Here is a 21,879-nt window from a genome sequence, read left to right as displayed (position 1 = left end):
GTCCGTCCCGGCGCCCTGCCGCAGCGCCTTGCGCCGCGGTCCGCCCGTGGCGGTAGCCACGGGCGGACCGCCGCTACTTCAGCAGCCGTGACATGCGCCGGTCGGCGAGCGGTTTGCCGCCGGTCTGGCACGTCGGGCAGTACTGGAGCGAGCTGTCGCTGAAGGAGACCTCCCGCACGGTGTCGCCGCACACCGGGCACGGCTCGCCCGTGCGGCCGTGCACCCGCAGCCCCGTCTTCTTCTCCGACTTCAGCTCCCCGGCCGCCAGCCCGCGGGAGCGCTCGACGGCGTCGCGGAGGGTCGCGCGCAGCGCCTCGTAGAGCCCGGTGACCTCCTCCTCGGAGAGCTCCCCGGCGATCTTGAACGGTGAGAGTCGTGCCGCGTGCAGGATCTCGTCCGAGTAGGCGTTCCCGACGCCGGCGATCACGCTCTGATCGCGCAGCACCCCCTTGATCCGGTGACGCTCGCCGCGTACGAGACCGGCGAGGACCTCCCGCGTGAACTCGTCGGCGAGCGGATCGGGACCGAGGCGTGCGACACCGGGCACCTCGGACGGATCGTGCACGCAGTACACCGCGAGGCGCTTGCGCGTGCCCGCCTCGGTGAGGTCGAACCCGCCGCCCTCGCCGCCCTGTTCGGAGGCGGCGAGGGTCAGCCGGAGAGCCAGCGGGCTCTTGCCCGGACGCGGCGGAGCGGCCGGCATCGACTCCCGCCAGCGCAGCCAGCCCGCCCGGGCCAGATGGACGACCAGATGGAGACCGCCCGCTTCCAGGTCGAGGAACTTCCCGTGCCGGGACACACCCGTGAAGGTCTGCCCCTCCAGCGCGGCCGGCTGCGGCTCGTACGTCTTGAGCACGCTGATCGCCACCGGCATGACGCGCTCCACCGTGCGCCCCTCGAGGCGGTCGTCGAGGAAGTCACGCAGGGCCTCGACCTCGGGCAGTTCCGGCATGTCTCCTCCGCTCCGTGCGGCGCACGAGCGCGCCGTGCACGCTCAGCTCAGCTTGGCCGTCAGGGTGATGGTGGTGCCCGAAAGGGCCTGGGAGACGGGGCAGTTGGCCTTGGCCTCCTCCGCCGCGGCGACGAAGGCCGCCTCGTCGATGCCCGGCACCTCGCCCTCGACGGTGATGTGGATGCCGGTGATCCCGGTGCCCGGCTGCAAGACCACGTCGGCCTGCGTGGTCAGCCGGGTGGGCGGCTTGCCCGCGGAGTCGAGCCCGTTGGAAAGCGCCATCGAGAAGCAGCTGGAGTGCGCGGCCGCGATCAGCTCCTCTGGGCTCGTCCTTCCGTTGGGCTCCTCGGCGCGCGACGCCCACGTGACGGACTGGGTTCCGATGCCGGAGGAGTCGAAGGTGATCTCACCCGACCCCTTCTTCAGGTTCCCGTTCCACACGGTGTGCGCGGTGCGTGTCGTCGCCATGGTCGTGCTCCTCTGCTCCTGTTTCGGCTCTGCTCCTGTTTCGGGCGGGCCGTTCTCCACCAGTGTGCCGCGTGCGCCGGCACTCGCCGGGACCGATCCTCCGCCCACGGGCGCCGCCCGGACAGGGACGACGCGCCGGAGCACGCGCGGGCGGCTCCGCGCGGTGACCCGGAGCGACCGATCGGTGCCCCACAGCGGCCTGTTCGGGGTACGGTGCGCCGCGTTGCGGGTATCGGAACGGATGAGTGAAAGCGCTTGTCCGTACGGCAGAGGAGAGCATCGTGATCAAAGGCGTCGACGTCTCGTCGTACCAGCCGCGGGACTACAGCACGAAAGGTCTCGACTTCGTCTTCATCAAGATCACGGAAGGTACCTCGTACACGAACCCGAAGTGGGTCGACCAGCGTCAGACCGCGCGCGACGCCGAACTCGTCACCGGCTTCTACCACTTCGGCCGTGCCGGGAGCATGAAGGCACAGGCCGACTACTTCATGTCGAAGATCAACCTCGTCAAGGGCGACATGCTCGTACTGGACTGGGAGGACTCCGAGGTCACCAACGCGGAGAAGGACTCCTGGATCAAGTACGTACAGGACAAGCGCCCCCACACCAGAGTGCTGCTGTACTGCAACACCAACTTCTGGTTCAACCACGACACGACGTCCTTCGCGGGCGACGGCCTGTGGATAGCCCACTACAACGGCAAGCCCGGCCACCCCGGCATCAAGCACTCCTGGCGCTTCCACCAGTACACGAACGACCCGATCGACACGAACATGGGCAACTTCGACAGCCGCTCCGAACTGCGGAAGTGGACGCACAAGGAGCCCTAGGGACAAGGGAGTCGAGCCGCCGGACAGTTCGCGGCGGACGATCGCGGGCCCCATCCCGGCCTGGCCGACCCCGCGCGACAGACGCCGGCGAATGCGGATAACCTCCCGGCATGCCGGAAGCCAACATAAGCCCGCCGACCGACGACGAGACGACCGGAGCGCGGGCCGCCGCGGCCGACGGGGACGGGGAGCCAGCGACCTCGCCCGCGGAGGGCGAGAAGCGGGCGGAGCGCTCGGAGTCCTCGGAGCAGCCGGTGTCGCGGGCGCCTTCGGAGCAGGGGGACGGGGAACTGGGGGAGCAGGAGGAAGCGGGGGAGTACGCGGAAGCGGGGGAGCAGGCTCACCCGGCGGAAGTGGGGGATCCGGATGCGCGTCCGGGCCTCACGCCGCGGCAGGCGCGCAGGGTCCGCGCGATCGTCTCCGGCATCGTCATGGCGGCGGTGGCCGTCGCGCTCGTCGTGCGACTGGGCAGCGCGCCGTCCGTGCTCACCATGGGCTTCTACGGGATCGCGCTCATACTCTCCGGCACCGCCATCGCCCTGAGCCGACGGGGCCGCACCAGGGTCGCGACGGGCGTGCTGGCGCTGGGATTCGCGGCGGTGGCCCTGGCCGAGTGGCTTCTCGCGTCCGTGGAGTAGCCCGCGGAGGGACCCGAGCACGCGGTCGGCGTTCCGACGCGGTGCGTGCACGCCGGGGGGCGCGCAATACGGTACGGGCCCGCAATACGGTGCGTAATAGGGTGGCCACATGAGTGACGAGCTGCCCGAGATGCGTGCGTCGGACGCGGAGAGAGAGCGCATCGCCGAGGTGCTGCGCGACGCGCTGTCCGAGGGGCGGCTCGCCATGGACGAGTTCCAGGAACGGCTCGACCGCACCTATCAGGCCCGTACGCGGGGGGAGTTGGTGCCGCTCGTCCGCGATCTGCCGCACCACGGGAGCGCCGACTCCTCCGTGAGCGGCCTGCCGGACGTGGCCGGTGGGCGGAAGGATTCCTCCGTTCCCTCGCTCCGCAAGAAGCGGCGCTGGGCCGAGCGGATCGGCGGACGAGCCACCTCGCGCTGGGGCGTCGGCATCATGGGCGGCTTCGGCCGCAGGGGCGAGTGGACGGTGCCGCGTGCCTTCACCGGCGTCGGCTTCATGGGCGGCGGCGAACTCGACCTGCGGGAGGCCCGGTTCGAGGAGCGGGACGTCGTCATCCGCTGCTTCGCGCTGATGGGCGGATTCAGCGTCATCGTGCCGCCCGGGGTCGGGGTCGAGGTCCGCGGCGTCGGCATCATGGGCGGATTCGACTCCTCCGCCGCGGGGTTCGCGGACCCCGAGGCGCCGCGCGTGGTCATCACGGGTCTCACCGTGATGGGCGGCGTGGGCGTCGCGCGCAAGCTTCCGCGGGAGGAGCAGCAGCAGTTGCGTGCCGAGCGGCGCGAACGGCGGGAGCTTCAGCGCCGTCAGCGCCGGGAAGGGCGCGGCGGCAGGCGCGGCCACGGCGGTCCGCACGGCGGGTCGCACGGCGGACGGTACGGGCCTCACGGCGGACGCCGGGACGACGAGTCCCCTGGAGGCCACCGAGATCACGGGGACCACGGGGACCAGGGAGACCAGGGGGGCAAGTCGCTCTAGGACGGCGGGTGTTGGCGGCCGTGCTGTTGCCGCGCGCCGCCACCCGCGCCGCCGCCGCGGAGGCTCACCACCACTCGGCGGGGTCGCCGCCCGGCACACCGGGCGGCCGGGACCAGTCGGCGGGGGAGCCCTCATAGCCGACGGGCGGCAGCGCATAGCGCAGCCGCCCCAGGGGGCTGTCGGTCTCGGCCAGCCAGAGGGCCGGGTCCTCAGGGCGGGCCGGGTGTTCCGGGTCGGCGGGGTCGGCGTGATGGTCCGGGCCGGAGCCGTTGCCCGGACATGCGGGCCGCGCGGCGGGCGCGCCCTGTGAAGTGAGCCCGTTCATCAGCCAGTCGGCGGTCTGGGCGAGCGCGAGCCGTACGAGCCTCGCGCCCGGCCGTCCGCGCCGCTGCTCGGTGAGGGCCCGCATGACGGCGGCTGCCAGAAGATAGCCCGTGGTGTGGTCGAGGGCCTGTGCGGGCAGGGCGCCGGGAATCTCCTCACCCGCCTCGTCACGCTGCCCCTCGATGAGGGAGATGCCGCTCGCCGCCTGGACGAGGCTGTCGAACCCGCGTCTCCTGTGCCACGGGCCGTACGCACCCCAGGCGCTCAGCTGGCCCACGACCAGCCCGGGACGCCGGTCGGCCAGCGACTCCGGTGCGAGGCCGAAGCGGTCCAGCGCGCCGGGCCGGTAGCCGGTGACCACGACGTCGGCCGCCGACAGCAGCTCCTCGAAAGCCGACTGCCCCGAGCGGGACGAGAGATCGAGGAGCGCGGAGCGCTTGCCTGCTCCGGTGTCGGCGTGCGTGTCCGCGTTCTCGGGAAGCTGCGGGGCGTCGAGGCGCAGCACGTCCGCGCCGAAGAGCGCGAGGACGCGGGTCGCGACCGGTCCGGCGAGAACCCGGGTGAGGTCCAGCACGCGCACCGCATGCAGCGGGCCGTTCCCCTCCGGCGAGGGCAGCGGGCGAGGGAGCGCCTGGTCCATGCGCGCGGTGGTGAGCAGCGGACGGCGGGAGGCCTGCTCGCCCTGGGGGTGGGCCGCCCACTCCTGCGGCGTACGGACGGCGACCGCGAGTCCGCCCGCCGCGAACACCGCCTCCTCGACCTCGGCGGCGCTGCGCCCGGAGAGCTCGGAGGCGAGGATCTCCGCGAGCGTGGCGTCGTCGCGGTCCTCGACCGAGATGCCGAGGGCGGAGAGCAGCCGGGTGCGGTGGTGCGGGTAGTTGGCGTGGGTGCGCAGCCAGCCGTCCGAGGTGCGCCAGAAGCGGGAGAGCGGGGAGAAGGTCACGGGTGCGCGGCCGTCCGTCCGCAACCGGCGCTCGCTGGTGAACGCGGCGGCCACCGCGCCGTCGTCCACGCTCACGGCCGGAACCACCGGCCCGGCTCCGGCCGGGGCGCCCGCGCTGCCCGCGCCGGCTGCGCCCTCGGACCGTACGGACGAGAGTTCGGCCGCCGCGAGCGAGCACACCGCGACGGACGCACGGGCCAGCTCCCGGACGGGCAGCCGCGCGGGCAGGACCGCCCGCACCGTGCAGGAGATCCGGTCGAGCAGTGCGATGTCGCCGCCCAGCGCCCTCCAGGCGTGCGCGGTGCCGGGAAGTCCGGCGGCCGCCTCCGCCGATTCGCGTCCTGCCGCATCGGACCGTGCCGGGGCGGAGTCCGCGCCGCGCGGATCACTGTCGAGGTGGTCCGCCGGGCCGGCCGGGGCCGCCGTGCCGGCTGCCGCTGAGGAAGATCGTTCCATGCTTGGCATTCTGGCACCGGCCGTCCGCGTGCCGGCGGTAGCGGACTCCAAGGCGGCCGCGTCGTTCCCCGGCGGCGGACCCTCACCGGCCCCGCCCGCACGGCGAGTTCGCCGGACCGCTCGGCTCGGCTCCGGGGCTCGACGGCGTGACCTCGGCCGGGGTCATGTGGGCCATGGGACGAGGCCCGGATCACCCGGCCGTTCGGCCGCGTGCCGCCGGGCGCCCGGCTGCTGGGCGCCCGGTTACGCGTCCGTCCGGCCCGGCCGGAACCGCCGTGCCGTCCGTCGATCCAGACTCATGACCCCGGGTTCAGTGGGGGATGCGGCGCCGCGGTCTCCTGCGCCTTCTGCCGGTCCTCGCGGTAGCGGGCCGGCGCCATGCCGAACTCTCGCTTGAAGGCGTGCGAGAACGCGAACGGCGAGGCGTAGCCGACCTGTCGCGCGACGGCCGCCAGTGCCAGTTCGGTCTCCCGCAGCAGGCGGGCCGCGAGCGTCATCCGCCACTGGGTCAGATAGGCCATGGGAGGCTGGCCCACCGACTCGGTGAACCTCCTCGCGAGGGTGGCCCGCGAGAGACCGATCTCCGCGGCGAGGTCCTCGATCCGCCACTGTCTGGCCGGGGCGCCGTGGAGCGCTTCGAGCGCGGCGGTGATGTCGTGATCGCTGAGCAGCCGTGGCCGGCCATCGCCGTCTCGGTGGTCGTCGAACCACGCGCGGATCATGTAGACGAGCAGCAGATCGAGCAGGCCCGCGATCGCCGCGTCCCGTCCGGGGCGGCGGCCCGTCGCCTCGCTGCCCAGCAGATCGACTGCCGAGCGCAGGTCCCGGTGATCGCCGACGCGGGCCGGAAGGTGCACGACGTCCGGCAGCATCGCCAGAAGCGGGTGCGTACGGTGCCGCTCCAGCCGGTACTTCCCGCACAGGAACTCGGTGTTCCCGTCGGGATCCGCGACAGCCGTCTCGAAGGGGACCGCGCCGGACCCGTCCCGCGAATCCGACAGCACATGTGCGCGGCCGGACGGCATCAGCACCACGTCGCCGGTTCCGAGCCGTACCGGCGCCCGCTGATCCATGAGAAGCCAGCCGGAACCGCAAACGACGACGTGGAACCCCGCCCCGTCATAGGGCGCGAACCGGTAGGACCAGGGGGAGCCCACCCGCAGGCGGCTCGCCGAAGGGCGCCCAGTGCGCATGACACCGGTGATGTCGCTGAGCAAATCCACGGTGCCACCATACGCTCGACGCCTGAGACGTACGCGTATGGGAAAGCGACGATCAGCCATTCATGCGCTCGGAACCCGGGGATAGCTTGACGGTATGAGTGACTTCAACGTGGGTGCCGTGGAGGTGACGAAGGTGGTCGAGTGGCAGAGCGAGATCGCTCCCGCCCGCACCGTCGTCCCCGACAGCACGCCGGAGATCTGGCGGGACAACGCGTCGTGGCTCGCGCCGGACCACTGGCATCCGGAGACGGACGCCTACCACGCGGCCGTGCAGACCTGGGTACTGCGCAGCGACGGCAGGACGGTGCTCGTCGACACCGGAGTGGGCAACGGCCGTGAACGGCCGCAGATCCCGCTGTTCGACCGTCTCGACACCGGCTTCCTCGACCGGCTCGCCGAGGCGGGCGTGCGGCCCGGGGATGTGGACGTCGTCGTCAACACGCATATCCACTACGACCACGTCGGCTGGAACACCCGCTCCGGGGACGGTGGTTGGGAGCCCGCCTTTCCCAACGCCACATACCTCATCCCGGCCGTGGACCAGCGGTACTTCGCCCCGGAGAACGCTCACCGGCGCCGTACGCCGCGCAACGACTTCGAACGTCTGCGGCAGCGGGGGAGTCTGCTCGTCTACGCCGACAGCATCGCGCCGGTTCTCGGCCGGGCCGTGCTGTGGGAGGGGACCCACCGCGTGGACGACAACCTCGTGCTCGAAGCGGCGCCGGGACACACCCCGGGCTCGTCCGTGCTCAGAGTGCGGTCGGGTGCCGACAGGGCGGTCTTCGTGGGAGACGTGCTGCACAGCCCGGTGCAGATCCTGGAGCCCTCGTACAACAGCTGCTTCTGCGAGGACCGGCGGCAGGCGGCGGCCACGCGGCGCCGGCTGCTCGAACGCGCCGCCGACGAGGTCGAGTTGGTGATCCCCGCTCACTTCGCCGGTGCGGGTGCCGCCGAGGTGAAGCGGGACGGCGACCGCTTCACGGTCAGCCGGTGGGCTGGTTCCGGCTGACCCGCGACGGGCGCTTCCGCGGCGCCGAGTGCCGCGCAGGTGCCCTCTCTTGTCGCCGGAACGCGGCTGCGTCGCCAGGTGCCGTCAGGCCTCCGCGATGTGCGGGGCGGCCACCACCACGCGCAGCCCCTGGTCCGCGAACTCCTGTCGCGCGTCGTCGTCCATCCCCGTGTCCGTGACGAGAGTGCCGAAGACGTCCGCGCCGCCCACCCGGGCGAAGCAGCGCAGCCCCAGCTTCGAGGAGTCCGCCACGACGACCGCGCGGGCCGCCCGCTCGGCCATGAGCCTGTTCGTCGTCGCCTCGGCCTCGTCGTGGACCGTGCCGCCCCACTCCGCGTCGATGCCGTTCACACCGATGAAGGCGATGTCCAGTGTCAGCTGCCGCAGCACCATCTCGCTGTAGGGGCCGGTGAGTTCGAAGGATCGGGAGTGGGCGACGCCGCCCGTCAGCACGATCTTGATCTGCGGGCGGACCGCCAGCTCGTTCGCGATGTTCAGGGAGTTGGTGACGATCGTCAGATGTGCGCGCGGGCCCGGCTCCGCGAACTCCGGCCGGGTGGCGAGGACTCGCGCGATCTCGGTCGTCGTCGTGCCGCCGCTGAGCCCCACGACGTCGCCGCGTGCGACCATTCCCGCCGCGGTCTCCGCGACGGCGTGCTTCTGCACGCCGTGGTGCCCGTGCTTGTAGCGGATCGGCAGGTCGTACGCGACGGAGCCGAGCACCGCACCGCCGCGGGTGCGCTTGAGCAGCTGCTGCTCGGCCAGCGCGTCCATGTCGCGGCGCATGGTGGCCGCGGAGACCTCAAGGGCCGTCGCGGCCTCCTCGACGTCGAGCCTGCCGCGCTCGCCGAGCAGCTCCAGCAGCGCGTTCATCCGCTCGTGCCGCTTCATGACGCAGGGCTCCCGAGCACGCGCAGCAGCCGCTCCGCCTCCCGCGCGACGGCCTCACGGGCCGGGCCCACGTACTTCCGTGAGTCGATGAGCGACGGGTTCTCCGACAGCGTCCTTCGCACCTCGCCGGTGAACACCGACACCAGATGGGTGGAGATATTGATCTTCGTCATGCCGGCGGCGACCGCCGCACGCAGCTCCTCGTCCGGCACCCCCGACGATCCGTGCAGCACCAGCGGCACGGGAAGCCGCTGACGCAGCGCCCGGATCAGTTCCTTGTCGAGCACGGCCGTGCGCTCCCGCATCGCGTGCGAGGAGCCGACGGCGACGGCGAGGGCGTCCACCCCCGTGGCCTCCACGAAGGCGAGCGCCTCCTCCGGGTCCGTGCGCGCACCGGGTGCGTGCACGCCGTCCTTGCCTCCCACCTCTCCCAACTCGGCCTCCGCATAGACCTGCCGGGCGTGGCACCAGCCGGTCAGCTCCGCGGTCGTGGCGACGTTCTCCCCGTACGGAAGCGCCGAGGCGTCGATCATCACCGACCGCGCCCCGGATTCGACGCCCTCCCGCAGCAGGGCGGGGTCGGTGATGTGGTCCAGATGTACGGAGACGGCCGCAGCGGAGGCCTCCGCCAGCGCGAGCGTCGCACGCAGCAGAGGCGTCAGACTCCCGTGGTACCGGGCGCAGTTCTCGCTGATCTGGAGGATGAGCGGAACGCCCGCGCTCTCCGCTGCCGCGACGAGCGCCTCGGCGGTCTCCAGATGCAGCACGTTGAACGCGGGCGCGCCGAGGCCCGCCGCACGTGCCGGATCGAGGATGGACGCGGTGGAGACAAGGGGCATGCTGCGGGCCTCCGTCGAGGGCAGGGCGGTGGATGGATGCGAATCAGGGGGCATCCAGCATGACGGAGCGGGTCAGGGCGCGCGGAGCGTCGGGGTCGAGCCCCCGCGCCCGTGCCCGCTCCAGCGCGACGCGCTGCACCAGCACCAGCTCCGCCAGCGGATCGCGCCCCGCATGGTGCACGAACGCCCCGCCCGTGCCCGCCACTTGCTGCTCCAGCCCCTCGGGCGACGGCCCGAACAGCCATGTCACGCGCCCGGGAGCGGCGATGGATATCGGGCCGTGCCGGTATTCCATCGCCGGATAGGACTCGGTCCAGGACTGCGATGCCTCCCGCATCTTGAGCGCGGCCTCGTGTGCCAGGCCCACCGTCCAGCCAGTGCCCAGGAACGTGAACTGCTCGGCCTCCACCCACTCCTGGCGGACCTCGGCCGTCAGCGTCTCCCGCGCGTCCCGCGCGGCCTCCTCGACGTCCTCCCCGAGGTGCGCACGGAGCAGCGCGAGCGCACTGGTGGCGAACCGCGTCTGGACGACGGACCGTTCGTCGGCGAAGGGCAGGGCCACCGTCTCGTCCGAGACGGCCGTGGCCGGGGTGTCCGGATCGCCGATGACCGTCACGGTGGGGATGCGGCCCCGCACCGCCTCCAGCAGGCGCAGCACTTCCGTCGTGGTGCCGGAGCGGGTGATCGCGAGCACCTGCTCGTAGTTCCGCTCCGCGCCGAGCAGCGCCTCGGAGGCCGCGAACGCGTCCGTCACACCGAGCCCCGCGCTCTCGCGCAGTGCCGCGTACGCCTGCGCCATGAACCACGACGTGCCGCATCCCACCACGGCCACCCGCCGGCCGGCGCGCGGCAGCGGCGCCCCCGCCGCGAGCTGCGCCGCCGAGCGCCACGCCTCCGGCTGGCTGCGCAACTCCCGCTCCATGTGCGTGGTTTCGCTCATCGGACCCCCATCAGACCTCGCCGCTCCGCGCCTCAGCGATCTGCGCGAAGTTGTTCATTAGAGCGGTATCGCAGTCAGTATTGCGCAGTTTCCGCTCTCGTGCCATCGCTCGTACCGGTGAGCAGCGGCGCTGTTGACCGACCCGGCCGGCCGCGCCCGGCGCTGCCGCGGCCGACCGCCCCGCGCGGGCGGAGAAGGAGGCGTCCGCACGGCCGTTATCCGGTGTGGTGCATGCCACGGGACGACCGGCTCGGCGCTCCGGGGTGCGGGCTTGTGGATTGCGCGGGACGTCCTTAGCATCCCTGGTGTTACATCAGTTGTGTCAAAGTGTCAGGGGACGGGCGTGATGACAGCGGCGTCGTACACCGAGGGCCCGCTCCGTGGCGTACGCGTCGTGGAACTGGCGGGGATCGGCCCGGGCCCCTTCGCGGGGATGGTGCTCGGCGACCTGGGCGCCGACGTGGTGCGCGTCGACCGGCCCGGCGGCGCCGCCCTCGGCATCGACCCCGCCATGGACGTCACCAACCGGAACAAGCGCTCCGTCACCCTCGACCTGAAGGACCCGGACGGTCTCGCCGCCGTCCTCGACATGGCCGAGCGCGCCGACGTCCTCATCGAGGGCAACCGCCCCGGCGTCGCCGAGCGCCTCGGCGTGGGCCCCGACGCCTGCCTCGCCCGCAACCCCTCGCTCGTCTACGCCCGCATGACCGGCTGGGGGCAGGACGGGCCGCTCGCCCAGCGCGCCGGGCACGACATCGGCTACATCGCCCTGACCGGCGCCCTCGGCATGACCGGCCCCGCCGAAGGCCCGCCGTACGCGGCGGCCAATCTGCTCGGTGACTACGCCGGAGGCTCCCTCTATCTGGTGATCGGCGTACTGGCAGCCCTCCAGCACGCGCGCACGCCCGAGGGCCGGGGCCAGGTCGTGGACGCCGCCATCGTGGACGGCACCAGCCACCTCACCGCCATGATCCACGGCATGCTCGCCGCGGGGGCCTGGCAGGACAGGCGGGGTGCGAACCTGCTGGACGGCGGCGCCCCCTTCTACGGGACGTACGAGACGGCCGACGGCGGCCACATGGCCGTGGGCGCTCTGGAGCCGCAGTTCTACCGGGAGTTCACGAGGCTGCTCGGCATCGAGAGCGAGGTGCCGGGCCGTGACGACCCGGCCGCCTGGGGCGAGTTGCGCGCCGTCGTGGCCGAACGGTTCAAGGCACGTACGAGGGACGAGTGGAACGAGGTCTTCCGCGACTCCGACGCCTGCGTCGCCCCCGTCCTCTCCCTGCGCGAGGCGCCCCGGCATCCGCACCTCGCCGCCCGCGGCACCTTCGTCGAGCACGCCGGCATCACCCAGCCCGCGCCCGCGCCGCGCTTCTCCGAGACGCCCGCCGCCGTCTCCCGCCCGCCCGCGGTGCCCGGCGCGGACGCCGCAGAGGTGGCACGCGACTGGCAGCTGCCCGCGCTCGCCGAGCCCGCCCGTACCGACTCCGCCAAGGACAGTGACGCATGAAGATCGCCACCCCCCTCCAGTACGCCGACAACCCGCGCACGGCCGCCGAGGAGGCCGTGAAGCTGGAGGCCGCCGGCCTCGACGCCGTGTGGGTCGCCGAGGCGTACGGCTTCGACTCGCCCACCATCCTGGGCTACATCGCCGCCCGCACCGAGCGCATGCTCATCGGCGCCGGCATCCTCAACGTCTACTCCCGCACGCCCGCGCTCATCGCCCAGACGGGAGCCGGCCTCGACGTCCTCTCCGAGGGGCGCGCGCTGCTGGGGCTCGGTGCGTCCGGGCCGCAGGTCGTCGAGGGCTGGCACGGACGGGCATACGACAAGCCGCTGGGCCGCACGCGCGAGACCGCCGAGCTGTGCCGGCGCATCTGGCGGCGGGAGGTCATCGACCACCACGGCATCACCGACATGCCGCTGCCGGCGGAGAAGGGCGGCAGGCTCGGCAAGCCGCTGAAGTTCCTCAACCCTCCGCAGCGAGCAGAGATCCCGATCTTCATCGCCTCCCTCGGCCCTGCCAACGTCCGCATGACCGCCGAGATCGCCGACGGCTGGCTGCCCCACCTCTTCGTGCCGGAGAAGGCCAAGCAGGTGTGGGGCACGGCCCTGGCGGAGGGCGCCGCGCTGCGCGATCCGGCCCGCGGGCCCCTGGAGATCTCCGCGGGAACCCTGCTGGCCATCGGCGAGGACGCCGCGGCGGTACGGGAGCAGGTGCGCCCCCTCATCGCCCTCTACATCGGCGGCATGGGCGCCAAGGGGAAGAACTTCTACAACGACGTGGCCCGGGCGTACGGTTACGAGGAGGCGGCCGAGAAGGTGCAGGACCTCTACCTCGCGGGAAAGAAGAGGGAGGCAGAGGCCGCGGTCCCCGCCGAGTTCTGTGAGCTGGTCTCCCTCTGCGGCCCCGAGGGATACGTGCGTGAGCGCATCGAGGCGTTCCGCGAGGCCGGGGTGACGATGCTCAACGTGACGCCCGTCGGGCCCGACCCGGCCGTGCTGATCGAGAAGGTCAAGGGCTGGCTCTGACGAAGCCGCCGGCTCGTGGGCGCGGTGCGCGGCAGGGCGCGAGCAGGCGAGACGCGAGGATGCGAAGACGCGAACGCTCGAAGGGGAGCACCGACCACATGAAGCGCCAGATCTACACCGAGGACCACGAAGCGTTCCGGCAGACCGTCCGCACCTTCCTCGCCAAGGAGGTCGAGCCGCACTACGAGCAGTGGGAGAAGGACGGCATCGTCTCCCGCGAGGCGTGGCTGGCGGCCGGCCGTCAGGGCCTGCTCGGACTGGCCGTCCCCGAGGAGTACGGAGGCGGCGGCACGGACGACTTCCGCTACGCGGCCGTGCTCGCCGAGGAGTTCGCGCGTACCGGCACGGCGGGCCTCGCCCTCGGCCTGCACAACGACATCATCGGCCCGTATCTGACATCCCTCGCGACGGACGAGCAGAAGCGCCGCTGGCTCCCCGGCTTCTGCTCCGGCGAGATCATCACCGCGATCGCCATGACGGAGCCCGGCGCCGGCTCCGACCTCCAGGGAATCCGGACGACGGCGGAGGACGAGGGCGACCACTGGGTGCTGAACGGCTCCAAGACCTTCATCTCCAACGGAATCCTCGCGGACCTGGTGATCGTCGTCGCCCGTACGAAGCCGGAGGGCGGCGCCAAGGGCCTGAGCCTTCTCGTCGTCGAGCGGGGCATGCCCGGCTTCGAGCGGGGCCGCAACCTCGACAAGATCGGGCAGAAGTCGCAGGACACCGCCGAGCTGTTCTTCGACAACGTACGCGTGCCGAAGGAGAACCTCCTCGGCGAGCTGCACGGCGCCTTCCTCCACCTGATGACCAACCTGGCCCAGGAGCGGCTGGCCATCGCGGTCGGAGCCATCTCCGGCAGCGAGGAGATCCTGGAGCAGACGACCCGGTACGTGAAGGAGCGCGAGGCCTTCGGGCGTCCGCTCGCCAGACTCCAGCACGTCCGCTTCGAGATCGCCGAACTCGCCACCGAGTGCGCCGTGACCCGTGCCTTCCTCGACCGCTGCATCGAGGACCACGCGAAGGGCGAACTGGACGCCGCGCACGCCTCCATGGCCAAGTGGTGGGCGACGGAACTCCAGAAGCGCGTGACCGACCGCTGCCTCCAACTCCACGGCGGCTACGGCTACATGAACGAATTCCCGGTCGCCCGTGCCTACACCGACGGGCGCATCCAGACCATCTACGGCGGCACGACCGAGATCATGAAAGAGATCATCGGCCGCTCGATCCTCGACTGATCCGACCCGTACCCCGTACGCACCGAAAGGCTGCCGATCGTGAGCACCGAAGCGTATCTCTACGACGCCGTCCGCACCCCGCGCGGCCGCGGCAAGGCCAACGGCGCCCTGCACGGCACCAAGCCCATCGACCTCGTCGTCGGCCTGATCCACGAACTGCGGCGCCGCTTCCCCGACTTGGAGCCCGGCGCCATCGACGACATCGTGCTCGGCGTCGTCAGCCCCATCGGGGACCAGGGCTCCGACATCGCCAAGACCGCGGCCATCGCGGCCGGGCTCCCCGTCACCGTCGCCGGAGTGCAGGAGAACCGCTTCTGTGCGTCGGGCCTCGAAGCCGTCAACCTCGCGGCGGCGAAGGTGCGTTCGGGCTGGGAGGACCTCATCCTCGCGGGCGGCGTCGAGTCGATGTCCCGCGTGCCGATGGGCTCCGACGGAGGCGCATGGCACATGGACCCCATGACGAGCCTGGAGACGGGCTTCGTGCCGCAGGGCATCGGCGCCGACCTCATCGCCACCATCGAGGGCTTCTCGCGCACCGACGTCGACGAGTACGCCGCCCGCTCCCAGGAGCTGGCCACCCAGGCGTGGAAGGACGGGCGCTTCGACCGCTCGGTCGTCCCCGTCGTCGACCGCAACGGCCTCACCGTCCTCGAACGGGACGAGCACATCCGGCCGGGCACCACGGTCGAGTCGCTCGCCGGTCTGAAGCCCTCCTTCAAGGACATCGGCGAGATGGGCGGCTTCGACGCCGTGGCGCTCCAGAAGTACCACTGGGTCGAGGAGATCGACCACGTGCACCACGCGGGCAACTCCTCCGGCATCGTCGACGGAAGCGCACTCGTCGCCGTCGGCAACGCGGAGGTCGGCGAGCGCTACGGGCTGCGGCCGCGCGCCCGCATCGTCTCCGCCGCCGTCTCCGGGGCCGATCCGACGATCATGCTCACCGGCCCGGCGCCCGCCTCCCGCAAGGCGCTCGCCAAGGCGGGCCTGACGGCCGCAGACATGGACCTGGTCGAGATGAACGAGGCGTTCGCCGCGGTGGTGCTGCGCTTCGCCCGCGACATGGAACTGCCGCTGGAGAAGATCAACGTCAACGGCGGCGCCATCGCCATGGGCCACCCGCTGGGCGCGACCGGGGCGATGCTGCTGGGCACCCTCGTCGACGAACTGGAGCGCCGCGACCAGCGCTACGGCCTCGTCACGCTCTGCGTCGGCGGGGGCATGGGCAGCGCCACCGTCGTCGAACGGCTCTGATTCACGGCCCCGTACGGCCGCCGGGCCCGGGCCCGGGCCGTACGGACCGCCGTCCGCGCACACCGCCCGCCCCCACCGCATCGCTTCACGTACGGAGAGAGCACCCACCATGCCCGAGTCCACGACCATCCGCTGGGAGCAGGACGAGACCGGAGTCGTCACGCTCGTACTGGACGACCCGGACCAGTCCGCCAACACCATGAACGCCGCGTTCAAGGAATCGCTCGGCGTGATCGCCGACCGCCTGGAGCGTGCGAACGAGGCGGGCGAGCTCCGCGGCGTCATCTTCACCTCTGCCAAGAAGACCTTCTTCGCCGGCGGCGACCTCAACGACCTCATCCGCGCCCGTCCCGAGGACGCCGACGAGGTCTTCGAAGGGAGCATGCAGCTCAAGCGCGATCTGCGCCGCATCGAGACCCTCGGCAAGCCCGTCGTCGCCGCGATCAACGGCGCGGCCCTGGGTGGCGGTTTCGAGATCACGCTCGCCTGCCACCACCGCGTCGCGCTCGACGCGAAGGGCTCCAAGATCGGCTGTCCGGAGGCCACCCTCGGCCTGCTTCCCGCCGCCGGCGGCGTGACCCGCACGGTCCGCCTGCTGGGGATCGCCGACGCGCTGCTGAACGTGCTGCTCCAGGGCCAGCAGTACTTCCCGGCCAAGGCCAAGGAGAAGGGCCTCGTGCACGAGGTCGTGGAGAGCGAGGAGGCCATGCTGGCCGCCGCCCGCGCCTTCATCGACGCCAACCCGGAGTCCGTACAGCCCTGGGACGTGAAGGGCTACAAGATTCCCGGCGGCACGCCGTCCCATCCGAAGCTCGCCGCCAACCTGCCTGCTTTTCCCGCCAACTTGAGGAAGCAGACCGGTGGCGCCCCCTACCCGGCCCAGCACAACATCCTGGCCGCGGCCGTCGAGGGCTCCCAGGTCGACTTCGAGCTGGCCCAGGTGATCGAGGCCCGCTACTTCGTCGAGCTGGTCACCGGGCAGATCTCGAAGAACATGATCCAGGCGTTCTTCTTCGACATGCAGGCCGTCAACGCCGGACGCAGCCGCCCCGCGGGCGTCGAGTCCCGCCCCGTGCGCAAGGTCGCGGTGCTGGGCGCCGGGATGATGGGTGCGGGCATCGCCTATTCGTGCGCGAAGGCCGGCATCGACGTCGTGCTCAAGGACGTGTCGGTCGAGGCCGCCGAGAAGGGCAAGCGCTACTCCGAGGGCCTGCTGGAGAAGGCACTCAAGCGCGGACGTACGACCGAGGCGAAGCGCGACGAGTTGCTCGCCCGCATCACGCCCGCGGCCGACCCGCAGGCGGTCGCGGGCTGCGACGCCGTCATCGAGGCGGTCTTCGAGGACCCGGCGCTCAAGCACAAGGTCTTCCAGGAGATCCAGGACATCGTCGAGCCCGACGCCCTGCTGTGCTCCAACACCTCCACGCTGCCGATCACCGCGCTCGCCGAAGGCGTCGAGCGCCAGGCCGACTTCATCGGGCTGCACTTCTTCTCGCCCGTCGACAAGATGCCGCTCGTGGAGATCATCAAGGGCCGCAGGACGGGGGAGGAGGCGCTGGCCCGCGCCTTCGACCTGGTGCAGCAGATCAAGAAGACCCCTATCGTCGTCAACGACTCCCGCGGCTTCTTCACCTCCCGCGTCATCGGCCACTTCATCAACGAGGGCGTCGCGCTCGTCGGCGAGGGCGTGGAGCCCGCGACCGTCGAACAGGCGGCGGCCCAGGCCGGCTACCCGGCCAAGGTGCTCTCCCTGATGGACGAGCTGACCCTCACGCTGCCCCGCAAGATCCGCGAGGAGACCCGGCGCGGCCTGGAGGCCGAGGGCGTCGAGTGGAAGGCGCACCCGGCGGACGCGGTCATCGACAGGATGGTCGACGAGTTCGGGCGTACGGGCCGAAGCGGCGGCGCGGGCTTCTACGACTACGACGAGGACGGCAAGCGCGGCAAGCTCTGGCCGGGCCTGCGCGAGCACTTCAAGAAGGACGCCGACCCCGGCATCCCCTTCGAGGACATGAAGGAGCGGATGCTCTTCTCCGAGGCGCTGGACACCGTCCGCCTCTTCGAGGAGGGCGTGCTGACCTCGGTCGCCGACGCCAACATCGGCTCCATCATGGGCATCGGCTTCCCGCCGTGGACGGGCGGCGTGATCCAGTACATCAACGGATACGAGGGCGGCCCGGCCGGGTTCACCGCCCGTGCCCGCCAGCTCCAGGAGCGCTACGGCGACCGCTTCGCCGTGCCGGACCTGCTCGCGGAGAAGGCGGACAAGGGCGAGTTCTTCAAGGACTGACGTCCTCAAGTCCTCAACGACGGACGTCGTCCGGGGAGTGCGGGGCGCGCCCCTTCGGGAACGCGCCCCGCAGCTCCTCCTTCAGCGACCGCTGGAACGCGGTCATCAGCGCCTGCACCACCATCGGCTGCATATGGGCCGAAAGGGACTTCATCCGCTCCACCTGCTCCGGATCGTCCTCGCGCGACCGGTAGGGCTCCCACACCTCGTCCTTGAAGAGGCGGCTCAACTCCCGTGCCGCCGCGCGCGCGTGCTCCAGCATCGCCTCGCGCGCGGCGAGGATCGTCTGCTGCGACAGCGGCATGTCCAGCAGCCGCACGCCCAGGTGCAGCAGCGCGGGATCCACCAGGAAGCGGCCGGGGTCGTCCGTGGTCTCCAGGACGCCCATCGCCGTCAGCCGCTCCAGGTCGTCGCCGGTCAGCTCCCGGCCGACCCGCCCCTCCAGCTGCTCGCGGGTGGACTCGTCGACGGTGTCGGGCATCCAGGAGGCGACCATGGCGCGGTGGATCGCCAGATCGTGCGGGTCCGTGTCCTCCGGCAGGCGCCGCAGATAGCGCTCGATCGCCGCGAGGGTCATGCCCTGGTTCTGGAGCTCCTCGATCAGGGCCAGCCGGGAGAGGTGGGCCGGTCCGTAACGGCCCACCCTGCGCGGCCCGATGGCGGGCGGCGGCAGGAGGCCGCGGGTGCTGTAGAAGCGGATCGTACGGACCGTGACACCCGCCCGCGCGGCGAGCTGGTCCACGGTCAGGCCGTCGGCTCCGGCGCTTTCTCCGCCCTCGCCGCCCTGCTGCTCCTCCACCATGCGCCTCTCCCTGACACCGTCCGCCGGAAATCCGCTGAACCGCGTTCAACAGTATTGCTGTCTCACCGGTCCTGTACTGCAATGCCCCGAGCAAAGTCGCCGCACGCCCTCCTGCCCGCCCGTAAGGTCCCGTGTCACCGGTACAGCCGCACACGTACGGAGGCAGCCATCACCACCGCACTGCGACTCCCCGCAGCCGACCCCGCCGAAGTCACCGTCCCAGCACTGCTGTTGCGCAACGCCGAGGACCACGGCGACCTGCCCGCCCTCTCCTGGAGAGAGCACGGCGGGCGCCCTCCGTCCGGCGGAGACGGCGCACGGTGGGCGACCCTGACCTGGGCCGAGGTGCGGGAGCGCACCGCGCGGCTGGCCACGGGCCTCGCCGCCCTCGGCGTCGATCGCGGCGATCACGTCCTGATGATGATGGGCAACCGTCCCGAACACTGGCTCACCGACCTCGCCCTCGTCCATCTCGGTGCCGTCCCCGTGTCCGTGTACGGCACCGCCGCACCCGCGCAGATCGCCCACATCGCCCAGCACAGCCGCGCCCGGCTCGCGGTGGTCGAAGGAGCCGCGGAGGTACGGGCGTTGGGGCCGCACATGGAGCGCCTCGTCGTGGCCGAGGGGGAGGCCGCCGAAGGGCACACCCCGTGGGCGGAGCTCGAACGCTCCTACGACGCGGCGGAGTTCGAGAACAGGTGGCGGGCCGCGGAAGCCTCCGACCCGGTGACCGTCGTCTACACCTCGGGCACGACCGGCCCCCCGAAGGGCGTCGTCGTCTCGCACCGCAACGTCGTGCTCAGCGGCCTCGCGCTCGAAGAGGTCGTCCGGCTGCCCGACCACGTCGAGCACATCTGCTACCTGCCCTTCGCCCATATCGCCGAGCGCATGCTCGGCATCTATCTGCCCGTGTTCCGCGCCTCGCACGTCCACATGTGCGCCGATCCGGCCGAAGTCGCCGCCACCGTACGGGAGTTGCATCCCGCGCAGTTCTTCGGGGTGCCGCGCGTGTGGGAGAAGCTGACGGCGTCCGTACGGGCAGCGCTCGCGCAGCTCCCCGAGGAGCGGCGCCGCGCCGTCGAGGAGGCCGGCGACATCGCCCGCGAGTACGTGGGCCATCTGGAACGCGGTGAGGAGCCCCCGCCCGCGACGGCGGCCGCCTACGAGCGCGTCAAGCGGGAGATCCTCCAGCCGATGCTGGCCCTCGCGGGCTTCGACCGGCTGGTCTGGACGGCGAGCGCGTCCGCGCCCATGCCGCAGGAAGTGGTGCGGTTCTGGGCGGGGTTCGGCCTTGTGATCATGGACGCCTGGGGGCTGTCCGAGACGACGGGCGCCGCGACAGCCAACGGCATGGAGGCGTTCCGGCTCGGCTCGGTCGGCAGGCCGCTGGACGGCGTCGAGTTGCGCATCGCGGGAGACGGCGAGATCTCCGTGCGCGGCCCCATCGTCTGCGAGGGGTATCTGTGCGCCGACGGGTCCGTGGAGCCCGTCACGGACGGCGAAGGGTGGTTCGCCACGGGCGACATCGGACGCATCGACCAGGACGGCTTCCTGTGGCTGACGGACCGCAAGTCCGAGATGATCGTGGCCTCGACCGGCAAGAACGTCTCACCCGCGCTGGTGGAGAACACCCTCAAGGAACACCCGCTCATCGGGCAGGCGTTCGTGCACGGAGACGGCCGCTCGTACATCGTCGGCCTGCTGGTGCTGGACGGTGAGGCGGCGCCCGCATGGGCCGCGGCCAACGGCGTCGACGCGGAGCCCGGCCGCCTGCACCTCCACCCCGCGGTCCTGGCCGAGACGGACCGCGCGGTGGCGGCGGCCAACGCCCGCCTCGAACGCGCCGCCCAGGTCCGGCGGTACGAGCTGCTGGGCGACGAATGGAGCCCGCAGACCGGCGAGTTGACGCCGTCCCTGAAGCTGCGCCGCAGCACGCTGCGCGAGCGGTACGGACATCTCGTCGAGCAGCTGTACGCGGACGGCGGGCGCACTCCCGCCGTCTGAACGGGCCGCCGCGCCGCGGCCCGGCGGCGCGGCCCGTCCCGGCGTCAGCGCCTGCCGCCCACCGCGGAGGTGGGCGTGAAGGTGACGGGCAGCGCCTCCAGCCCGCGGAGGAACGGGGAGGGGCGCCAGGTCAACTCCTCCTCGGGGACGGCGAGATCGACGTCGGGCAGCCGGTCCAGCAGCACCTCGATGCCCGTACGCGCGATGCCTTCGGCGATCTCCTGCGCCGGGTACGGGCAGCGGTGCGAGCCGTGCCCGAAGGAGAGGAACGCGCTGTTGCCGCCCGTGAACGAGTGCTGGTCCGGGCGGATCTGGGGATCGGCGTTGGCGGCGGCGAAGCTGAGGATGAGCAGGTCGCCGCCCTGGATGTGCCGGCCGCCGAGCTGAGTGTCGCGCGTCGTCCAGCGTCCGGCGATGTTCTGCGTGGGCGTCTCCTCCCACAGGACTTCGTTCATCGCCTCGCCGACGCTGGCCCGTCCGCCGCCGAGCGAGGCGGCGAACCGGTCGTCCGTGAGCATCAGCCGCAGCGAGTTGCTGATCCAGTCCGCGGTGGGCTGATGGCCCGAGACGATGTTGACCATCATGTCCTCGAGGATCTCCTCCGAGGAGAACTCGCCCGAGTCCGGATGCGTCTGCATCCGCGTGGCCACGTCGCCCGCGGGCGAGATCGCCCGGGAGCGCAGCAGCGTTCCCATGGCGCGCTGGAGGTGCTGCCTGCCCTCGATCGCGCCGTCGTCGCCGTCGACGACCGCGTTGATGCTCGGGACGAGCGCGGCGCCGTCCTCGTCGGTGAAGCCGAAGATGCGGGCGAGCACGAGCGCGGGGAGCTGCATGGCGTACTGGTCGACCAGATCGGCACGGGCGCGCTCGCAGAAGGCGTCGATGAGCTCGTCGGCGTGCTGCTCGCAGTGCGTGTGCAGTTCGAACGGGTCGACGCCGCGCAGCGCGTCGCTGACGAGGGCCGAGCGCCGCTCGTGCCGGTCGCCCACCTCGTAGAGGATCGAGGGCTGGCGGCCCACCATCGGCATCAGCGGCCAGTCCTGCGGAATCCGCTCCCACATGTTCCAGACCGAGGAATCGCGCGTGAACAGCGCGGGGTTGCCGGTGATCTGGTGCAGCTCGCGGTAGCCGAGCACCAGCCACGCGGGCACGTCGCCGATAAGGGTCACCGGAGCGACGGGGCCGTGCTGTTCGCGCATGTCGCGGTAGAGCTGCCCTCGGTTCTCGCTGATGAAGCGGTGCCCGAACATGGGGACGGCGT

Annotated in this window: 19 protein-coding genes; 10 read left to right on the top strand and 9 right to left on the bottom strand. The window is 71.8% G+C overall.

Going from position 1 to position 21,879, the window contains the following annotated elements; all coding sequences use genetic code 11:
- Positions 1-73: 73 nt before the first annotated feature.
- Together QQM67_RS14505 and QQM67_RS14500 are read right to left on the bottom strand one after the other, a co-directional pair.
- Positions 74-952: an Fpg/Nei family DNA glycosylase gene (locus QQM67_RS14505; protein ID WP_314174231.1), complete on the bottom strand. Its 879-nt coding sequence runs from the start codon at positions 950-952 to the stop codon at positions 74-76.
- A 42-nt stretch (positions 953-994) separates the two neighbouring features.
- Positions 995-1,420, bottom strand: a complete 426-nt coding sequence (locus tag QQM67_RS14500) for an OsmC family peroxiredoxin (protein ID WP_314174230.1) — start codon at positions 1,418-1,420, stop codon at positions 995-997.
- Positions 1,421-1,701: 281 nt separating this feature from the next.
- On the opposite strand from QQM67_RS14500, the gene QQM67_RS14495 reads away from it, so the two are divergent.
- The 3 genes from QQM67_RS14495 (at position 1,702) to QQM67_RS14485 (ending at position 3,870) form a co-directional block, all read left to right on the top strand.
- Positions 1,702-2,253, top strand: a complete 552-nt coding sequence (locus tag QQM67_RS14495) for a glycoside hydrolase family 25 protein (RefSeq protein WP_314174229.1) — start codon at positions 1,702-1,704, stop codon at positions 2,251-2,253.
- A gap of 110 nt (positions 2,254-2,363) precedes the next feature.
- Positions 2,364-2,891 carry a hypothetical protein gene (locus QQM67_RS14490; RefSeq protein ID WP_314174228.1) on the top strand — a complete coding sequence of 176 codons (528 nt, stop codon included), beginning with the start codon at positions 2,364-2,366 and terminating at the stop codon, positions 2,889-2,891.
- A 109-nt stretch (positions 2,892-3,000) separates the two neighbouring features.
- The gene (locus QQM67_RS14485; RefSeq protein WP_314174227.1) at positions 3,001-3,870 is read left to right on the top strand and encodes a DUF1707 SHOCT-like domain-containing protein; all 870 of its coding nucleotides are present in this window, start codon (positions 3,001-3,003) and stop codon (positions 3,868-3,870) included.
- 64 nt (positions 3,871-3,934) lie between these two features.
- Here QQM67_RS14485 and QQM67_RS14480 read toward each other — a convergent pair whose 3' ends face one another.
- Both QQM67_RS14480 and QQM67_RS14475 read right to left on the bottom strand, forming a co-directional pair.
- Positions 3,935-5,593 (bottom strand): CoA transferase, encoded by a 1,659-nt coding sequence (locus QQM67_RS14480; protein ID WP_314174226.1) that lies wholly within the window; start codon positions 5,591-5,593, stop codon positions 3,935-3,937.
- A gap of 296 nt (positions 5,594-5,889) precedes the next feature.
- Positions 5,890-6,816, bottom strand: coding sequence for an AraC family transcriptional regulator (locus tag QQM67_RS14475; RefSeq protein WP_314174225.1), 927 nt, complete (start codon positions 6,814-6,816; stop codon positions 5,890-5,892).
- Positions 6,817-6,910: 94 nt separating this feature from the next.
- On the opposite strand from QQM67_RS14475, the gene QQM67_RS14470 reads away from it, so the two are divergent.
- Positions 6,911-7,825 (top strand): MBL fold metallo-hydrolase, encoded by a 915-nt coding sequence (locus QQM67_RS14470; RefSeq protein WP_314174224.1) that lies wholly within the window; start codon positions 6,911-6,913, stop codon positions 7,823-7,825.
- Positions 7,826-7,909: 84 nt separating this feature from the next.
- Here the strand turns inward: QQM67_RS14470 and QQM67_RS14465 are convergent, their stop codons facing one another.
- The 3 genes from QQM67_RS14465 to QQM67_RS14455 are packed head-to-tail and all read right to left on the bottom strand — an operon-like array spanning position 7,910 to position 10,495.
- Positions 7,910-8,716, bottom strand: coding sequence for a DeoR/GlpR family DNA-binding transcription regulator (locus QQM67_RS14465; RefSeq protein WP_314174223.1), 807 nt, complete (start codon positions 8,714-8,716; stop codon positions 7,910-7,912).
- Entirely contained in the window at positions 8,713-9,555 is an 843-nt protein-coding gene (locus QQM67_RS14460) for a class II fructose-bisphosphate aldolase (RefSeq protein ID WP_314174222.1), read from the bottom strand. The genes QQM67_RS14465 and QQM67_RS14460 overlap by 4 nt, the downstream gene beginning before the upstream one ends.
- Positions 9,556-9,598: 43 nt before the next feature.
- Positions 9,599-10,495, bottom strand: a complete 897-nt coding sequence (locus tag QQM67_RS14455) for an SIS domain-containing protein (protein WP_314174221.1) — start codon at positions 10,493-10,495, stop codon at positions 9,599-9,601.
- 346 nt (positions 10,496-10,841) lie between these two features.
- On the opposite strand from QQM67_RS14455, the gene QQM67_RS14450 reads away from it, so the two are divergent.
- The 5 genes from QQM67_RS14450 to QQM67_RS14430 all read left to right on the top strand — a co-directional run bounded on the left by QQM67_RS14450 (position 10,842) and on the right by QQM67_RS14430 (position 17,812).
- Positions 10,842-12,005, top strand: a complete 1,164-nt coding sequence (locus QQM67_RS14450; protein ID WP_314174220.1) for a CaiB/BaiF CoA transferase family protein — start codon at positions 10,842-10,844, stop codon at positions 12,003-12,005.
- A complete protein-coding gene (locus QQM67_RS14445) occupies positions 12,002-13,027 on the top strand; it encodes an LLM class F420-dependent oxidoreductase (RefSeq protein WP_314174219.1) in 1,026 nt (341 codons plus the stop codon). The genes QQM67_RS14450 and QQM67_RS14445 overlap by 4 nt, the downstream gene beginning before the upstream one ends.
- Before the next feature lie 98 nt (positions 13,028-13,125).
- Positions 13,126-14,268 (top strand): acyl-CoA dehydrogenase family protein, encoded by a 1,143-nt coding sequence (locus QQM67_RS14440; RefSeq protein ID WP_314174218.1) that lies wholly within the window; start codon positions 13,126-13,128, stop codon positions 14,266-14,268.
- A 39-nt stretch (positions 14,269-14,307) separates the two neighbouring features.
- Positions 14,308-15,522, top strand: a complete 1,215-nt coding sequence (locus QQM67_RS14435; protein ID WP_314174216.1) for an acetyl-CoA C-acetyltransferase — start codon at positions 14,308-14,310, stop codon at positions 15,520-15,522.
- A gap of 109 nt (positions 15,523-15,631) precedes the next feature.
- On the top strand, positions 15,632-17,812 hold the full coding sequence (locus QQM67_RS14430; RefSeq protein WP_314174215.1) for a 3-hydroxyacyl-CoA dehydrogenase NAD-binding domain-containing protein: 2,181 nt from the start codon (positions 15,632-15,634) through the stop codon (positions 17,810-17,812).
- A gap of 13 nt (positions 17,813-17,825) precedes the next feature.
- Here the strand turns inward: QQM67_RS14430 and QQM67_RS14425 are convergent, their stop codons facing one another.
- On the bottom strand, positions 17,826-18,614 hold the full coding sequence (locus QQM67_RS14425; protein ID WP_314174214.1) for a MerR family transcriptional regulator: 789 nt from the start codon (positions 18,612-18,614) through the stop codon (positions 17,826-17,828).
- A gap of 168 nt (positions 18,615-18,782) precedes the next feature.
- Here QQM67_RS14425 and QQM67_RS14420 point away from each other — a divergent pair, with 168 nt between their 5' ends.
- Positions 18,783-20,618 carry an AMP-dependent synthetase/ligase gene (locus tag QQM67_RS14420; RefSeq protein WP_314174487.1) on the top strand — a complete coding sequence of 612 codons (1,836 nt, stop codon included), beginning with the start codon at positions 18,783-18,785 and terminating at the stop codon, positions 20,616-20,618.
- A gap of 44 nt (positions 20,619-20,662) precedes the next feature.
- Here the strand turns inward: QQM67_RS14420 and QQM67_RS14415 are convergent, their stop codons facing one another.
- The gene (locus tag QQM67_RS14415; RefSeq protein ID WP_314174486.1) at positions 20,663-21,868 is read right to left on the bottom strand and encodes a cytochrome P450; all 1,206 of its coding nucleotides are present in this window, start codon (positions 21,866-21,868) and stop codon (positions 20,663-20,665) included.
- Positions 21,869-21,879: the final 11 nt, after the last annotated feature.

This window comes from Streptomyces winkii (assembly GCF_032248595.1).
Taxonomy (GTDB): domain Bacteria; phylum Actinomycetota; class Actinomycetes; order Streptomycetales; family Streptomycetaceae; genus Streptomyces; species Streptomyces winkii.
This window is presented reverse-complemented; position numbering and strand designations above follow the sequence as displayed.

Bases quoted from the DNA above. Each gene is read 5' to 3' on its own strand.
- QQM67_RS14450 (WP_314174220.1), top strand. From the start codon at position 10,842: ATGACAGCGGCGTCGTACACCGAGGGCCCGCTCCGTGGCGTACGCGTC.
- QQM67_RS14500 (WP_314174230.1), bottom strand. From the start codon at position 1,420: ATGGCGACGACACGCACCGCGCACACCGTGTGGAACGGGAACCTGAAG.
- QQM67_RS14445 (WP_314174219.1), top strand. From the start codon at position 12,002: ATGAAGATCGCCACCCCCCTCCAGTACGCCGACAACCCGCGCACGGCC.
- QQM67_RS14440 (WP_314174218.1), top strand. From the start codon at position 13,126: ATGAAGCGCCAGATCTACACCGAGGACCACGAAGCGTTCCGGCAGACC.
- QQM67_RS14490 (WP_314174228.1), top strand. From the start codon at position 2,364: ATGCCGGAAGCCAACATAAGCCCGCCGACCGACGACGAGACGACCGGA.
- QQM67_RS14455 (WP_314174221.1), bottom strand. From the start codon at position 10,495: ATGAGCGAAACCACGCACATGGAGCGGGAGTTGCGCAGCCAGCCGGAG.
- QQM67_RS14460 (WP_314174222.1), bottom strand. From the start codon at position 9,555: ATGCCCCTTGTCTCCACCGCGTCCATCCTCGATCCGGCACGTGCGGCG.
- QQM67_RS14425 (WP_314174214.1), bottom strand. From the start codon at position 18,614: ATGGTGGAGGAGCAGCAGGGCGGCGAGGGCGGAGAAAGCGCCGGAGCC.
- QQM67_RS14470 (WP_314174224.1), top strand. From the start codon at position 6,911: ATGAGTGACTTCAACGTGGGTGCCGTGGAGGTGACGAAGGTGGTCGAG.
- QQM67_RS14465 (WP_314174223.1), bottom strand. From the start codon at position 8,716: ATGAAGCGGCACGAGCGGATGAACGCGCTGCTGGAGCTGCTCGGCGAG.
- QQM67_RS14480 (WP_314174226.1), bottom strand. From the start codon at position 5,593: ATGGAACGATCTTCCTCAGCGGCAGCCGGCACGGCGGCCCCGGCCGGC.
- QQM67_RS14485 (WP_314174227.1), top strand. From the start codon at position 3,001: ATGAGTGACGAGCTGCCCGAGATGCGTGCGTCGGACGCGGAGAGAGAG.
- QQM67_RS14415 (WP_314174486.1), bottom strand. From the start codon at position 21,868: ATGTTCGGGCACCGCTTCATCAGCGAGAACCGAGGGCAGCTCTACCGC.
- QQM67_RS14430 (WP_314174215.1), top strand. From the start codon at position 15,632: ATGCCCGAGTCCACGACCATCCGCTGGGAGCAGGACGAGACCGGAGTC.
- QQM67_RS14505 (WP_314174231.1), bottom strand. From the start codon at position 952: ATGCCGGAACTGCCCGAGGTCGAGGCCCTGCGTGACTTCCTCGACGAC.